Consider the following 15,590-nt stretch of genomic DNA (forward strand, 5'->3'; position numbering starts at 1 on the left):
CGGATACAGCATGACTTCGAGTTTCGCGGCCGACACGTTCCTGGCCGAAATCACCGACCTCTTCACCCGGTTGGGCGACCTGCACTACGGCGAGGACGTCACCCAGATGGAGCACGCCCTTCAGGCGGCGCATCACGCCAAGCTGGACGGCGCGTCCCCCAGCCTCGTCGCCGCGGCCCTGCTGCACGACATCGGCCATCTGATGCAGAAGATCGGCGAGGACGCCGCCGACCGCGGCATCGACACCCGCCACGAACAGATCGGCGCCGGCTATCTGGCGCGCGGCTTCGGTCCCGAGGTGAGCGAACCGATCCGGCTGCACGTGGCGGCCAAGCGCTATCGCGTCGCTGTGGACCCGACCTATGCCGGCCGCCTCAGCTACGCCTCACAGCAGAGCCTGGCGCTGCAGGGCGGCCCGATGAATCCCGACGAGATCAAGGTCTTCCTGGCCGATCCCCATGCGGGCGCGGCGCAGAAGCTGCGCGGCTATGACGAGGCGGGAAAGGACATGGAGGCGGAGGTCGCCGGCTTTGAGGCTTACGCCGATCTCCTACGCGACCTGGTCCGCGAGGCCGGCAAGCTCTAGACCGGTCGCTCGCCCCGCACGATCCGCGCCTCGATCTCGGCCAGCGCCGAACCCAAATCGGCGACCGTCTCGACGACATAGTGCGCCCCGGCGTCTCGCAAGGCCTTTGCGGACGCCGCGACGCGCGAGGCGCGCTCTTCGGCCGGCAGTCCAGCTAGCGCCTCCAGGCTCAGGCCCACGCCGTTGCCGGACGCGGAAAGGCCCACCGTCCAGGCGCCGGCCTCGAGCCCTTCGGTGACTCCGACAACGGCGTCGTCGACCTTGACGCAGGCTCTCGCCGGCCATGCGCCGAGCGCCACCAGCGTCTTCCACATCATCAGGGGCGATGGGCGCCCTTCCGCGGTTTCGCCGGCGCACACCACGACGTCTGGCGCGTAGCCTTGCTCGGCGGCCAGGGGAAGGATGTCGCTCATCATCGGGCGCGTGTAGCCGGTCGTCGAACCGATCTTCACGCCCCGCGCGCGCAGGTCCGCGACCAGAGACGCCGCGCCCGAGATCAAGGCCGAGCAGTCCCGCGCGGCCTCACGCATTTTCGGTTCGACGGCGTCGTGCAGACGATCGACATCCCGCTCATCGCTGGCTTGATCGTACCGCGCCCGCCAAGCCTCGGCGACCCTTGGCAGGGCCAGCAGAGCGCGGACGTGATCACGCTTGGCGCGGCCCATGTCCGCTCGCGCCTCGGCTTCCGTGATCTCGACCCCGGCCTCGGCGAATACCTCTCGGAGCGCCAGGACGGGCGCGCGGCAACCGAAATCGATCATCGTGCCGGCCCAGTCGAAGATGATGGCCTGGATAGGACTGTGGCTCACGCGAAGGCTCCTTGGGGCAAGTCCAGCAAATCGGCGATGACGGTCTCGGCCAGGCCGAACGCGGTCGACGCGCCGGTGCCGCCCGTCACCACGGCCAGACGCACTCCCGGCGCGGGCGTCTCGACCAGGCTATGTCCCGAGGCCGATGCGTAGGTGCCGATCCAGCGCTCGATCACGGGGGGCGGCGCCTCGCCGAACACTTGCGCGAACTCGTCCAGGATCAGGGCGTCGACATCGTCGCGGCCGAAAGGATCGGGCGTCGGCGCGTAGTGATGGCTGTCACCGACCACCAGCGATCCATCGGCGCTCTGCACGACGATCAGGTGGACGCCATGCTCCAGATGCGTGGGCTGTTCCGCTTCGAGCCGCGCGCGCAAGGCCTCCGCCTCCGGCAAGGCGGCGTAGCCGAGATAGCGGACCAGGCCGAGGTCGGACATGACCGGCGCCGGCAGCCGCCAGCCCGGATCGGCCAGGCGCAACATCTGTAGTTTGCATCGGGTCACGCCGGCGCGAGCAAAGCTGTCCGGAAACAGCGTCGCGAGATCATCACCCGGGCAGACCACGATGGCGTCGGCCGTGACAATACCCGCGGAGGTCTCCAGCCGCCCGGTCTCGACGCCGCGGACCGACACGCCCCGCAGGAAGGTGACGCCTTGCGCGGCCTCGAGCCAGGCCGCCAGGCGCGGGATGGCGGTGCGCGACTCCACGCGCAGGTCGACGCTGCTGGCTAGCCCGCCCATCACTTGGCCTCGCGTCGGGAGGCGATCGCCCAGCGCGTCGACGTCGCGCCAGGCGCAGCCCTCGGCCATCTCGGTTTCCAGGAAGGCTTTGAGCACAGCCTCTGCCTCGGGGCGGCGGGCGATCATCGTCAGGCCGCGCTGGAGAACATCGACGCCCGCCGCTTCGGCAACCTCGCGCCACACCTCCGCCGAGCGACGCGCATGGCTCCAGACCGCGCCTCGCTCCTGGCCCGTGACGGTGACGAAACCGAAGTTGCGAACCGAGGCGCCGTTGGCCTGGGCGTCGCGGTCGACGACAATGACGCTCTTGCCCAGTCGTGCGGCGGCCAGGGCGTGGGCCAGGCCGACAATGCCCGCGCCCACCACGGCCAGGTCAAAACCCTGCTTCAAAACGAACCTTCCCTCACCGTGCAGCGTCCTCGGCGACGAGATGCTGCAGCACACGCTTCTCCAGCACCAGCAGCGCGGCGGCGCCGTTGGTGCGCATCACCAAACCCTCCGCCAAGGGACGCACAGCCTCGCCAAGCGCTCCGGCGAGATGCCGGAAAGCCGGAGCCGCCTCGCCGCCCACGCCGTGCAGCGCGCACAGTTGACGCCAATCGAACGCGAAGCTTTCCAGAACCTGGATGAACCGCCCTGCCCGCGCACGCGCTTCGGGACTGTCGATCGTCACGGTCAACTCGCTCCGCAGGTCGTCCAGCAGCCACTGGACCTCGGCCGCAGGCATGATCGGCGAGCGCTGGTTCAGCTCGGTCAGCAGCGGATGATCGTCGCTCGGATCCCAGTTCACCGAGCGCCATTGGTCTCGCGACGTCGCCGGCGCATGCACGAACCGCCAGAACGCCGCCGTGCCGGTCGTGTCGGCGACCAGATGGATCCGTTCCCCGGCGGCGTTGTTCTCGACGTGGTGGCGCCGCCAGTTGTCGAACACCCAGGCCTCGCCCGCGCCCATGTGCACGGCTTCGCCATCACAGTGAAAGCGCACCTGCGGCCACGTGAGCACCGGAATGTGCAGCCGCACGCGAGTGTGCCAGTGATAGTTGATGTCGGCGTGCTCGGGCACGCCCGCGCCCGGCGCTAGGCGCATCAACCGCGAGCGGCTCCAGACCACGCCAAATCCGGCGAGGGCCTGTTTCATATACGGCATGGCCTCAAGCCAAGGCGTCGGCGCCATGCGGCCCTGGACGTCGTCATTCTCGCCCCCGCCGGCGGTGATCAGTCTGACCGCGCTGTTTCCGGGCACCTGGTCGGGATGGGACACCCAGGCCTCGGGCGGCAAGACGGCGACCTCCGCCTGGAGCCGGGATACGTCGAACAGCAGCGGCAGCTGGAAGAAGGGTTTCGAAAGACGCATGTCACGCCGTCTCCGTCAGCACGTCGGCCAGCGCCGTGCGTAGCGTCGCAAGCCAGGGCGCGTAGCGCTTCCATTGCTCCAGACCCTCACGCCCGATCGGCTGGCGCACTTGCTCGGAACTCGGCGTCCGGATGCCGCGCCGGGTCTCATGGAAGCGCAGGCACGCCGGCTCGAAGGGCAGACCGATATGGTCCAGCATACGACGCGCGGCGCCTTCCAGATCGTCGACCACGTCCTCGTACTGGACCTTGAGCACCCTCCCGGGCAGCACAGCCTCCCAATGCCGCATCAGGTCGAGATAGATCCGATAGTAGCCGGCGATGTCTTCCAGGCTGTAGGTGAATTCCTGGTTCGTCGTTCCGAACAGCTGCTTGAAGTTGCTGAAGCAGCAGGCCATCGGCTCCCGTCGCACGTCGATGATCGTCGCGCGCGGCAGGATCAGCTGGATCAGGCCGATGTGCCAGAAGTTGTTGGGCATCTTGTCGATGAAGAACGGCCGTCCCAGCCGCCGATAGGCCCGCGTCTCGCTCAGGAAACGCTCTCCCAGCGCGCGGGCTTGCGCGGCCTTCAGGTCGAGAAGCGCGGCGGGGTTTACGGGTAGGCCGCAATCGGGGTCTATCCCGCACAGCTCGCCGACGTATCGGCCGATCTCGGTCAGCTCGTGCGTCCCCTCGACCTGAGAGTGCGACGCCAGGATCTGTTCGATCAGGGTCGAGCCCGAGCGCGGAAGCCCCAGGACGAAGATCGGCGCTGAACTGTCCGCGCCCCACCCTGCCCGCTTCACGAACGCCTCGGTGGTCATCGCCTGCTTCAGACGCTCTGCGCAACGCTCGGCGGCATCCGTTCTATAGCGGCTGGACGTTCGCCTCAGGGCGTTGCCGCGCGCGTAGAATCCCCAGGAGGCGGCATAGTCGGCCTGGTCCTCGAGCGCCTTTCCGAGGGCGAAACGGAGATAGACGCGATCCATGTCCTGCAGATCGGGCCTGGCCTCGGCGGCGCGCATGCGCGCGATGTCGTTGTCGTCGAACCGATGGGTCTTGAGGTTGGCTAGGCTGAACCAGGCCACGCCATGATCCGGACGGGCCGACAGGGCGGCGCGATAGTCGGCGACGGCCTCGACGCCGCGCCCCATGGCCTTCAACGCGTTGGCGCGCCACAGGCGCAGGTCGGCGACCTCCTCGGCGGACTCGCATGGTCCGGCCAGGAGCCGCGCGTAGAGGTCGATCACCGGTTCGAAATCACCAAGGCCAAGACAGGCCGCGCCGTACAGCTTCAGAACGTGGCGAGCGTCTGGCGCGTCTTCCAGCAGGCGCTCGGCCTGCTGGCGCGCCGCTTGATGCTTCTGGGCCTGCAGCAGCGCCATGGCGTAGTCGAAGCGCGCCTCGCGGTAGTCCGGCGCGCGCTCAAGGATCGCGGCCAGCAGGGCCTCGGCCTCGTCCGCCGCCCCGCCTTCCAGCCGGATGCGGGCCAGGAGGCGGAGCGCGCCAACGCTCTCGCCAGCCGTACGGAGATGGTCGCGCAAGACATCTTCGGCGGGCTCGAGATCTCCGTCGGCCAGCAGGCTTTGAGTCGCTACAACGGCGGGCGGAAGCTGCTTGAGGACCGCTAGATGTTGAGCCGCGACGCTGGCTTCGCCAGCTTCTCCGCGCAAGCGATGCAGCTGCTCCAACATGTCCCAGCAGGCTGGGAGCGCGGGATTGAGCGCCACGGCCTCACGCAGGGCGGCGATCGCGGCCGGCCCCTCTCCCAGGGCGATCAGGCACTGCGCACGCTCCTGATGAAGCCGACTGAAGCGCGGATGGTCTTCCCGCAGGCGCTCAAGCGACGTCAGCGCCTCGGTGACGCGTCGCTGTTCACGCAGCGCCCTGGCTTCACGCAACAGCGCTTCTCGATCGTCTCGCGCTTCGGAACCGCTCACGACGTCGCGCTCAGAAGCGGCGCCAGCCACGCGGGGTCAGGCTGGTCCGCGTCGAAATATTCGAAGATCAGATGGATGCGGTCCGTACCGCCGGCGTTGCGCACCCAATGGGGGCCGAGGTTATCGACTTCGACCGCCTCACCCACCGGGAAGTGATGCTCGGCGCCGCCGAAGAACGAGATCACATCGCGATTAGTCGTCAGCGGCACGTGGATCTTGTGCGGCCACTTGGCGGCTGGATTGGCGTCGATATGCGGATGGATCACCCCGCCGGCCGGCATCCGCGCCAGCATCACCCGCGGGAACACGCCGCGCGCATAGCCGTAGTCGCGAACCGCTTGGGCCAGCACCGGCTCCAACCGATCCCGCCAAGCCGCCCAGGCGGGGCGATCGTGCGAACCGCGCCAGTCGCGCGGACTGTCGACGAAGCGGAAGACAATGTGCCGGGTCGTGTCCAGCACCTCGAACTTGTTGGGCTTGGCCGCATTCTCGGCGTCCCAGATCGCCTCGGGGATCGCCAGCACTGCGGCGCGCAGGGCGGCGATATCGACGGGGCCGAGGCGGCGCACCGCCTTCGTCTTGCGCGGATTGGCCGTCAGCTCGAGCCGCGCGCCGCTCATCGCGCGCCCTCGAAGTCGTAGCCGAAGAGCTCGAGGTCCTGGGCGTAACGTTTGGCGACGCCGTCGATCAGCGCGCGGTCGTAATAGGCGCGATAGTCCTGATGCGAGGTGCTGTTGACCCGATCCAGCGGACGCGGCGCGACGCCGATGCGCGCGCAGATCGCGTCGTAGGAGCCTTGCATGTCCTCGACCCGCCCCACCTGATCGGCGAGCAGGGTCTTGCCGTCGTCGTCGACCAGCAGCCAGGCCTGCGGCTGGAACAGGATGTGGCCTTCCGGCGGGTCCACGAACAGGAAATGGCGCATGGCCTCGCGCGGCTGCCGTTGGAACACGTCGCCGCCGCGCAGCATGAAGGCGCAGTACGAGACGAAGCGATCGAACGGATTGCGCACGAAGGCGAACTTGAAATAGGCGGTGAAAGCCTCTTCGCCGAGGTAGGGCCGCACCTGGCGCAGGGACAGGTGCCCATGCTGGATCGCTGCGAGATCGGCCCAGGGGAAGCGCTTGTTCACGAACAGGCCGACCTGCTCGACGTCCTCGTCGCCCATTCGCTCGCGCAAGGCCTGCCGGACGGCGTGCGTGCCTGTCTTGGGAACCGCGGCGAAGATGAAGCGGTGGCGATGAGAGACGATCATTTTGGCCGTGTAAGCGAAAAGTGGCGCCCCGCCCGACGAGCGAGACGCCACTTCCTGGTAGGCTTAGAACTTGTAGCGCAGACCCATCATGTAGGTCGAACCGCTCTGGTTCTGGTTATAGAGGTAGCGGTTCTGCCCCCAGAACTGCGTGTCCTTCTGGTTGGTCAGGTTGACGGCGTCCAGCGAGACCTGCAGCTTCTCGGAGATCTTGTAGAACGCCGCGGCGTCCACGTAGGTCGACCCCTCGAAGCCTCGGGTGCTGGCGCTCATCGGCGACGCGTTGCGGCCCGTGTACCAGCGGGTGCGGTGGCTGAGCGATCCGCGCAGACCCCAGTTGTCGGTCTCATAGTAGAGCGTGGCGTTGTAGCTGGTCTTCGAGATCCCGGTCAGCGCCTCGTCGGCGTCGACATAGGTGTAGTTGGCCATCGCGCCGAACTTGTCGAACGGCGCGGGTAGGAACGTGAAGTCCGCCTGCGCGGCCAGCTCGACACCAGTCAGCTTCTTCTTGCCCGCGACGTTCACGGGCATCGAGAACTCCTTCACGATCGTGTTCGCGGTCGCGCCGGGGATCGTGGTGAAGGGCACGCCGGTCTGGCTGAACGGCACGTTCTCCAGGGTCAGCGAGCCGATAAAGTTCTCGATGTCCTTCTGGAACACGCTGGCGGAGAACATGCCGATCTTGCCGAAGTAGTATTCGACGGCGACGTCCAGGGTCGTGTCCTTGTACGGCTTCAGGTTCGGATTGCCGCGCGACGCGGTGATCACGCCCGAGTCCGGATCTTTGAACGCGGTGCCCTCGGCGGCCATGGAGCCCATCCCGGGACGGTTCAGGTTCTGGGTCGCCGAGAAGCGCACCTGAACCTCAGGCGTCAGCTCCAGCACCGTATTCAGAGCCGGCAGAACACCCGAATAGCTGCCCTTCACGTCGGTGGTGCCAAGGTAGGCGTAGCTGTCGCCCTGGATCCAGCCGGTGCTGTGGGTGTCGGTCTGATAGCCGCGCAGGCCCACATTGCCACGGAGGCGCTTGCCGAACAGCTCGTGATCCCAATCCAGCTGAACGTATTCGGACACGGTCTCTTCCGTGGTCGTGTAGACGTTCTCGATGTCCTGCAGAGCGCCGCCCGTGCCGTCCGTGTTCGGGCCGAGGCGGTGATATTCCTTGTACTTGGCGAAGGCCTTGGCGTAGTCGCCGATCAGCCACGAACCGAAGTTGTTCGAGAACACCGTGGTGATGTCGCCCACCGACGTGCCGCGCGCCTTGGCGCGGGTGCCGTTGACGTTATCGTCGTAGAACAGGTCTTTGCCGTCCTGGCGGAAGCGGTGATAGGCCGCGCCGGCGCGTAGGGTCAGCGTGTCGTTCAGCACGTAGTGCGCGTTCAGAACGCCCTCGCGTAGTTCCGACTGGTTGTAGAAGCTGCGGTAGTAGAACGAGTCCATCGCGTAGTTGGCCGCATTGGTCGGATCCCAGCCCGGATACTGGAACGAAGCGGACTGACCGTCGGCGCCGTAGTTGGCGATCAGGTTACCCTTGGCGCGCATGTAGAGTTTGTCGTCATAGGGCGTCTTGTAGGTCGACTTTTCGTAGCCGACGTGGCCGTCGAACGTCAGTCGCTCGGTAGCGTCCCACTTGCCGGTGAGCGCCAGCTGGCGGAAACGGTTCTTGTTCAGCGAGCGGCGATGCTCGCTGCCGAACGTCGTCCCCGTGACGTCCATCGAGGTGACGTAGCCGTTGCTGTCGTAAGCCAGACTGTTGATCACCGACGGCTTCTGGAACACGGTCGGCCACACGCCGCCCGGCGCCGTGTCGAAAGCGACCGAACCCGTCGAAGAAAGCGGACGGGTGGCCAGGTGCAGCTCGTCGCGGTGCGTCGTGAACTGGCCATAGAGGCCGTCCAGGGTCAGCAGCAGGTTATCGACAGGCTTCCACTGGACGGCGGTCGTGATGCCCAGGCGTTCCATCTTGGCGTCCCAGGATGAAAGCCGGTTGCCGTCGGCGAAATAGAGGTCGCCGGAGACGAACTTGGCTTGCTGGGCGGCGCTCAGCTTCGAGATGTCGAGACCCTTGGTCACCAGCGAGTTCATCGTCGAGGCGGAGGGGTGCGAATAGTTGTAGGTGTTGTGGCCCTGCTCGGTCGTCTGGCGCTTGGCGTAGGCGATCGAAGCCAGCACGCCGAACCGGTTATCCCAGTTCTGGCTGAACAGAGCGGCGATGCGCGGCTGGGTGTCCTTGGTGTACTGGTTGGTGCCCAGTTTCAGCGACAGCGCGCCCTTGGAGCCGGGCTGGTAGTCGAACGGCTTGCCGGTGAAGAGGCCAACGGTGCCGGCCATGCCGCCTTCGTTCTGTGCGGCTTCGAAGGTCTTTTCGACCTCGACGCGCGAGAACAGTTCCGAGGCGAAGATGTTGAAGTCGAAAGCGCGGTCGCGCGAGCGTTGGCCGCGGCTGTCCTGCGCCGAGTCGACGTTACCCAGCACTTCCATGCCGTTCAGTTGCACGCGGGCGAAATCCGGGCCCAGGCCGCGCAGCGAGATGCGACGACCTTCGCCCGCTTCACGGTTGATCTGAACGCCCGGCAGGCGCTGCAGCGACTCGGCCAGGTTCAGTTCCGGGAACTTGGCCATGTCCTCGGCGACGATCGCGTCCTTCTGGATCACCGATTCGCGCTTGATGGCGCGGGCGTCGGCGAGCGATTTGCGGAATCCGGTGACGACGATCGCATCGACGGTGTCGCTGGCGCCCGCGCTCTCCGCGGCCTGCCGCGCGAAAGCCGCGGTGGCGCTGGCGTCGGCCACGAGCACGGCGACCGTGCACAGCAGACAGCTCTTCAAGTTCGGCCGCCAGGCCCGAACGGATTGCAACTTCAGCATGAGAATCCCCTGCCCCAAAACTGGTATGGACCAGAAGCTTTAAGCAGGCTGCCACGACACCTGCGTGACAGTGACGGGCCGTCAGCCAAAATTCGTTGCGCGAGCACCTGCCTTCGGCCGAGGGCCGAGATCATTTACTTTCGGAACGGATCATTCTTCCGGGCCATTCTTGTGGGCGCGGTTCAATAGGTCCAGGACGTGCTGGCGCGGCGTCGCCACGTGAATGGCTTTTGGACTATACCAATAATCGGCCCGTTGACGCTGGGCCGCCTGAACTCGAGGCGTCTTCCCAGCGCGCGCGCTTGTATTGCAGGGGCTTCCTGAGCATCTTCGCCGAACTTTCGGGGGAATATCGCGCTTGACGACCAAGAGGCCCACCATCGACGATGTCGCCCGGCTTTCGGGCGTGGCGCGCGTGACGGTGTCCCGGGTGCTCAACGGCGGTCCGAACGTCCGGGACGAGGTCCGCGCCCGAGTGATGCGCGCGGTCGAGGCGCTGGACTATAAGGTCAATCCCCAGGCGCGCAGTCTCGCCGGGGGCGCCAGCCGGCTGCTGGCCTTCGTCTTCGCTTCGGATCCCGAGAACGAGCCCAACTCCTATTATGAGTCCGCGCTGGAGTTGGGGGCGCTGAGAGCCTGCCTGGCCCTGGGCTATCAGGTGCTGATCCAGAACGTTCCGCATCAGACGCCCGACCGGCAGAAGCGCGTACTGGACCTGGTCACGACCCAGCGATGCGAGGGGCTGATCCTGTCCCCTCCCTACAGCGACGATGTCGCCTTGATCGACGCGGCCTTGGCGCAGGGGTGCAAGGTCGTGACCGTGTCGCCCGGCGGCCCCGGATGCGGCAAGGCCGACGCGGTTGGGGTCGACGACGAGGCAGGCGGCCACGACATCGCGCGCGAGCTGCTGCGCCTTGGCCACCGACGGTTCGGCTTTATCGCCGGGCTGGAAGGGCACCTGTCCGCGGACCGACGGTTCAAGGGCTTTCAGCGCGCCCTTTCCGAACAGGGCCTTGGACAGTCGGATTACGTGGTTTCGCGCGGAGACTTCACCTTTCGGTCGGGAGTCGACCTCGCCCCCGCCCTACTGGATCACCCTTTGCGCCCGACCGCGATCGTTTGCGCCAATGACGACATGGCTGCCGGCGTTCTGTCGGCGGGCCACGCGCGCGGCCTGAACATTCCTCAGGACCTTTCCATCACCGGCTTTGACGACGCGCCCGTCGCCGCCATCGTCTGGCCGCCGCTGACCACCGTGCACCAACCGGTCAAGGTGCTGGGCCAACGGGCCGTCGAACTGATCGTCGCCCGACTGACCGGCGCAAATCCAGAGCCGCGGCCGGTATTTCAGCAGCTCGACCACGCCGTCGTCCTCCGTCAGACGACGGCCACGGCCTAATCTCGCCACGTTTGCGCCTTGACAACGTTGTCGCCTTGGCGGCAATTGGAAGCGCTTCCATTGGAGCATTTCCACGGCCGGATTCGGCCGCATGACAAGCAAGAAGATGGATCGCCTTTTCCGCGGGCGAGTTCAGAGGGGAGAATTCATGCGAAACCGCACGACGAGCGGCGCGCGTCCGTCCACCGAAAAGTTCTACGCTACGGCTTCGGTCGCGGCCATCACCCTGGCCCTCGCCGGGCCTGGCTTCGCGCAGACCGCGCCCCAAGCCGAGGACGATACGGTCGAGGCGATCGTGGTCACCGGCATCCGCGCCGGCATCCAGAACTCGATCAACATCAAGAAGAACGAGACCTCGATCGTCGAGGCCGTGTCGGCCGAAGACATCGGCAAGCTGCCCGACGTCTCGATCGCCGAGTCGATCGCCCGCCTGCCCGGTCTCGCCGCCCAGCGCGTCAACGGCCGCGCTCAGGTCATCTCGATCCGCGGCCTGGCGCCCGACTTCACCACCACGCTGCTGAATGGCCGCCAGCAGGCCAGCTCCGGCGACAACCGCGCCGTCGAGTTCGACCAGTATCCGTCCGAGCTGCTGTCCAGCGTCGTGATCTACAAGACGCCCGACGCCCAGGTGTCGGGCATGGGCCTGTCGGGCACGGCCGATCTGCGCACCGTTCGTCCGCTGGAGTACGGCAAGCGCGCGCTGGCCGTGAACCTGCGGGGCGAGAAGACTTCGGGCAAGAAGCTGAACGACGACTCCCGCAACACCGGCGGCCGCTTCAGCGTCAGCTACATCAACCAGTTCGCCGACGACACGATCGGCGTGGCCCTGGGCTACGCCCACCTGGATTCGCCGTCTCAGGTGAAGCACTACAAGGCCTACGGCTACGAGGCCTTCCCGGCCGACTCCACCTCGCCCGACAGTGCCGACGGCGCCTTGATGCTGAACGGCCAGGAGATTTTCGCCACCTCGCGCAACAACAAGCGCGACGCGGTGATCGGGATCCTCGAGTATCAGCCCAACGAGCGACTGCACTCGACGCTGGATCTCTACTACTCGTCCTTCAAGCAGAAAGAACGCACGCGCGGCGCCCAGTGGTTCTCGAACCCCTACGCCGACGGCGTCACCTATTCGGGCGTGACCACCGAGACGCTGGGCGGCTCGAAGTTCGCGTCCGGCGGCACGCTGAACCATGGCGTTCTGCAGCTGCGCAACGATTACAACAACCGCATGGACCAGCTGTTCTCGGCCGGCCTGAACAACGAGTTCAAGTTCAGCGACAAGACCCGGCTGATCGCCGATCTGTCCTATTCGTCGAACAAGCGGAAAGAACAGATCATGGAGACGTACGCGGGCTATGGCCGCGGCGTCGGCGGAGTCACGCCGGATACGCCGGACGTGGGCCGCACCTATGACACCATCGGCTTCAAGGTCGCCGACGATGGCTTCTCGCAATACGACGAGGGCCTGAGCTACGCCGACGCCAGCAAGGTCACGCTGGGCGACCGCGCGCCCTGGGGCGGCTGGGGTCACGACGGCGCGATCCGCTTCCCGCATGTGAAGGAAGACGTGACCGCCGTCGACGTGCGCCTCGAGCACGATATGGACGGCTTCATCACCCAGGTCTCGGGCGGTGTGAACTACACCAAGCGCGACAAGGGCAAGACGGTCTCGGACAATGACCTGTTCCTGAAGAACGGCCGCCAGCAGGTCTATGTCGATGCGGCGGATCTTGTGGCCCCGACCAACCTGGGCTTCGCCGGCTTCGGCGACGTGTTGGCCGTCAAGATCGGCGATGTCTGGAAGAAGTACTACAACTCCGCGCCGATCCTCGACGCCAACTACTACGACAAGAACTGGGACATCACCGAAGAGGTTGCGACCTTCTTCGCCAAGGCCAACTTCCAGGCTGGCGACCTGCGCGGCAATGTCGGCGTCCAGGTGGTCAAGCAGAAGCAGGAGTCCAGCGGCGTCGTGATCAACGGCCTGGCCTCCGGCCAGCCAATCGTCCCGACCCGGATCAACGCCAAGGACGATTACACCGACGTCCTGCCGAGCATGAACCTGATCTATGACCTGGGCGGCGGGCATCGCATCCGCTTCGCCCTGTCGAAGACCATGGCTCGTCCGCGGATGGACGACATGCGGGCTAATGTGACGCCAGGCTTCAACGGCCTGGTCTGCTCCAGCCAGCCCTGCGGCCCCGGCACGACGGTCAATCCGTGGTCGGCGTCCGGCGGCAACCCTCACCTGAAACCCTGGATGGCGAAGGCCGCCGACCTGGCCTATGAGTGGTACGTCAGCCCCGCGACCTATCTGTCGGTGGCCGGCTTCTACAAGAAGCTGGACACCTACATCTATCAGCAGTCGGGCACGTTCGACTTCGCCGGCATCCCGCTGCCGCCGGGCGCGAATATCCCGTCGGGCACGACGATCAACAACATCGGTCAGATCACCCTGCCCGCCAACGGCAACGGCGGCTCGGTGAAGGGCCTGGAGTTCAGCGGCGCGCTAGACTTTGGCCAGTTCGCGGACATGATGAAGGGCTTCGGCGTCCAGGGCAGCCTGTCGCTGACCAAGTCGAACCTGAACCCGACCACGAGCACCGATCCCAAGCAGAAGGTTCGTATCCCCGGCCTGTCGGGCACGGTCTACAACGTCACCGGCTACTACGAGCGTGGCGGCTTCCAAGCTCGGATCAGCCAGCGCTATCGCTCGGCGTTCAAGGGCGAGGTCGTGCAGCTGTTCGCGACGCGCGGCTACACCGAGATCCTGTCGGACAAGCAGGTCGACGCCCAGATCGGCTACACCTTCCAGGACGGTCCGCTCGAGAACCTAGGGTTCCTGCTGCAAGTCAACAACTTGACTAACTCACCATACCGCACGCGGCTTGGCCTGGACGGCGGCGGGACCAAGACCAGCAACGGCGCCTCGCTGCCGGAAACCTACGAAAAGTACGGCCGCCAGATCCTGTTCGGCGTCAACTATCGGTTCTAAGCAAGATGGCGAGCCCGTCGCAGCCCCCTTAGCGGTCGGGCTCGCCAGCTAGAACCATCGGAGGCGGGGCCGCTCAGCCAGCGGCCCCGACCTTTGACCAAAAACGGGAGGCGAGTGGTTGCAACCGCTCAAGAAGATACTGATCGCCGGCGGCGGATCAGCCGGGTGGATGACCGCGGCGCTGTGCGCGCGCCTATTCCAGGGACTCTACGAGATCGTCCTGGTCGAGTCCGAGCAGATCGGCACGATCGGCGTCGGCGAAGCGACCATCCCCGCCATCAAGAAGTTCAATGAACTGCTCGGCCTCGACGAGGACGACTTCCTGCGCAAGACGCAAGGCTCGTTCAAGCTGGGCATCCAGTTCCGTAACTGGTGGCGGAAGGGCGAGAGCTACCTGCACGGCTTCGGCGTCATCGGTCAGGACCTCGGCTGGCTGCGCGCCCACCAGTACTGGCTGCGCATGCGCGAGCTGGGCTGCGCGCCGCCGTTCGACAATCTGGCGATCAACAACGCCATGGCCTTGAGCGACAAGTTCATGCGGGCGCGGGCCGACATGAGCGAGTCCCCGATCGGCCATATCGCCCACGCCTTTCATTTCGACGCTGGCCTCTACGCCAAGCACCTGTCGACCTACGCCCAGGCGCGGGGCGTCCGGCGGCGCGAAGGCAAGATCGTCGAGGTGACGCTGCGCCCCGAAGACGGCTTCGTGCAGTCGGTTACGCTGGACGATGGCGAGACGATCTCGGCCGATCTCTTCGTGGACTGCTCGGGCTTCCGGGGCCTGATCATCGAGCAGGCCCTGAAGACCGGCTACGAGGACTGGACCCACTGGCTGCCCTGCGACCGGGCGATCGCCGTGCCGTCCGAACGCTCGGAACACTTCACGCCCTATACGCGCTCGACGGCGCACGACGCCGGCTGGCATTGGCGCATCCCGCTGCAACACCGCACCGGCAACGGCCACGTCTATTGCAGCCGCTTCATCGACGACGACGAGGCCGAGCGCGTCCTGCTGTCCAACTTGGACGGCGCCCAGCGCGCCGATCCGCTGCGCATCCGCTTCACGACGGGCAAGCGCAAGAAGATCTGGAACAAGAACTGCGTGGCGGTGGGGCTGGCCGCCGGCTTCATGGAGCCGCTGGAGTCGACCAGCCTGCACCTGATCCAGTCTTCGGTGATCCGCATGGTCCGGCTGTTGCCGGACGCCGGCTTCGATCAGGCGACGATCGACGAGTTCAATCGCCAGACCGACTTCGAATACGAGCGCGTGCGCGACTTCATCATCCTGCACTACAAGGCCACCGAGCGCGACGACACCGCCTTCTGGCGCCACTGCCGGGACATGGAGGTCCCCGCGACCCTGCAGCGGAAGATGGACCTGTTCCGCGCCAACGGGCGTGTGTTCCGCGAGGACGACGAGCTCTTCACCGAGGAGAGCTGGATCCAGGTGTTCCTGGGCCAGGGCGTCATTCCGCGCGGCTACGATCCGCTGGTCCGCGTGCACTCGGACGAGGCCATCGCCCAGTACCTGCGCAACATTGAGACGGTGATCGGCAAGTGCCTCGCCGTCATGCCCAGCCACGCCGAGTTCGTGGCCCGCACCTGCGAGGCGCCGCCCCCGGCCGCGCTGCAGGCGGCCACGCCGCTCGTTCCCACACCCTGATGGCAC

11 protein-coding genes are annotated in these 15,590 nt (G+C 66.3%); 4 read left to right on the top strand and 7 right to left on the bottom strand.

Annotated features, from left to right (window positions below; genetic code table 11):
• The first annotated feature begins 10 nt into the window (after positions 1-10).
• On the top strand, positions 11-586 hold the full coding sequence (locus Q0379_RS22370) for an HD domain-containing protein (RefSeq protein WP_299016935.1): 576 nt from the start codon (positions 11-13) through the stop codon (positions 584-586).
• Here the strand turns inward: Q0379_RS22370 and phnX are convergent.
• The 7 genes from phnX to Q0379_RS22405 all read right to left on the bottom strand — a co-directional run bounded on the left by phnX (position 583) and on the right by Q0379_RS22405 (position 9,527).
• A complete protein-coding gene (phnX, locus tag Q0379_RS22375) occupies positions 583-1,395 on the bottom strand; it encodes a phosphonoacetaldehyde hydrolase (protein WP_299016940.1) in 813 nt (270 codons plus the stop codon). The two genes, Q0379_RS22370 and phnX, sit on opposite strands and share 4 nt — an antisense overlap.
• A complete protein-coding gene (locus tag Q0379_RS22380) occupies positions 1,392-2,525 on the bottom strand; it encodes a TIGR03364 family FAD-dependent oxidoreductase (RefSeq protein WP_299016943.1) in 1,134 nt (377 codons plus the stop codon). Before Q0379_RS22380 ends, phnX begins: the two co-directional genes overlap by 4 nt.
• 13 nt (positions 2,526-2,538) lie before the next feature.
• Positions 2,539-3,489, bottom strand: a complete 951-nt coding sequence (locus tag Q0379_RS22385) for an aspartyl/asparaginyl beta-hydroxylase domain-containing protein (protein ID WP_299016946.1) — start codon at positions 3,487-3,489, stop codon at positions 2,539-2,541.
• Position 3,490: 1 nt separating this feature from the next.
• Entirely contained in the window at positions 3,491-5,368 is a 1,878-nt protein-coding gene (locus Q0379_RS22390; RefSeq protein ID WP_299016949.1) for a sulfotransferase, read from the bottom strand.
• Positions 5,369-5,403: 35 nt separating this feature from the next.
• Positions 5,404-6,027, bottom strand: coding sequence for an aspartyl/asparaginyl beta-hydroxylase domain-containing protein (locus tag Q0379_RS22395; RefSeq protein ID WP_299016952.1), 624 nt, complete (start codon positions 6,025-6,027; stop codon positions 5,404-5,406).
• A complete protein-coding gene (locus Q0379_RS22400; protein ID WP_299016955.1) occupies positions 6,024-6,662 on the bottom strand; it encodes a sulfotransferase family 2 domain-containing protein in 639 nt (212 codons plus the stop codon). The genes Q0379_RS22395 and Q0379_RS22400 overlap by 4 nt, the downstream gene beginning before the upstream one ends.
• Before the next feature lie 63 nt (positions 6,663-6,725).
• On the bottom strand, positions 6,726-9,527 hold the full coding sequence (locus Q0379_RS22405; RefSeq protein WP_299016958.1) for a TonB-dependent receptor: 2,802 nt from the start codon (positions 9,525-9,527) through the stop codon (positions 6,726-6,728).
• Between the two features lie 358 nt (positions 9,528-9,885).
• On the opposite strand from Q0379_RS22405, the gene Q0379_RS22410 reads away from it, so the two are divergent.
• From Q0379_RS22410 to Q0379_RS22420, 3 genes are all read left to right on the top strand, one after another.
• Complete coding sequence (locus Q0379_RS22410; protein WP_299016961.1) at positions 9,886-10,926, top strand: LacI family DNA-binding transcriptional regulator; 1,041 nt, start codon at positions 9,886-9,888, stop codon at positions 10,924-10,926.
• Positions 10,927-11,074: 148 nt separating this feature from the next.
• Positions 11,075-13,921: a TonB-dependent receptor gene (locus tag Q0379_RS22415; protein ID WP_299016964.1), complete on the top strand. Its 2,847-nt coding sequence runs from the start codon at positions 11,075-11,077 to the stop codon at positions 13,919-13,921.
• Between the two features lie 118 nt (positions 13,922-14,039).
• Positions 14,040-15,584 (top strand): tryptophan halogenase family protein, encoded by a 1,545-nt coding sequence (locus Q0379_RS22420; protein ID WP_299016967.1) that lies wholly within the window; start codon positions 14,040-14,042, stop codon positions 15,582-15,584.
• The last annotated feature ends 6 nt before the right edge of the window (positions 15,585-15,590 follow it).

The sequence above is a fragment of the uncultured Caulobacter sp. genome (genome assembly GCF_937900395.1).
In the GTDB taxonomy this organism is placed as follows: Bacteria; Pseudomonadota; Alphaproteobacteria; order Caulobacterales; family Caulobacteraceae; genus Caulobacter.

Bases quoted from the DNA above. Each gene is read 5' to 3' on its own strand.
- Q0379_RS22385 (WP_299016946.1), bottom strand. From the start codon at position 3,489: ATGCGTCTTTCGAAACCCTTCTTCCAGCTGCCGCTGCTGTTCGACGTA.
- Q0379_RS22415 (WP_299016964.1), top strand. From the start codon at position 11,075: ATGCGAAACCGCACGACGAGCGGCGCGCGTCCGTCCACCGAAAAGTTC.
- Q0379_RS22370 (WP_299016935.1), top strand. From the start codon at position 11: ATGACTTCGAGTTTCGCGGCCGACACGTTCCTGGCCGAAATCACCGAC.
- Q0379_RS22405 (WP_299016958.1), bottom strand. From the start codon at position 9,527: ATGCTGAAGTTGCAATCCGTTCGGGCCTGGCGGCCGAACTTGAAGAGC.
- Q0379_RS22395 (WP_299016952.1), bottom strand. From the start codon at position 6,027: ATGAGCGGCGCGCGGCTCGAGCTGACGGCCAATCCGCGCAAGACGAAG.
- Q0379_RS22400 (WP_299016955.1), bottom strand. From the start codon at position 6,662: ATGATCGTCTCTCATCGCCACCGCTTCATCTTCGCCGCGGTTCCCAAG.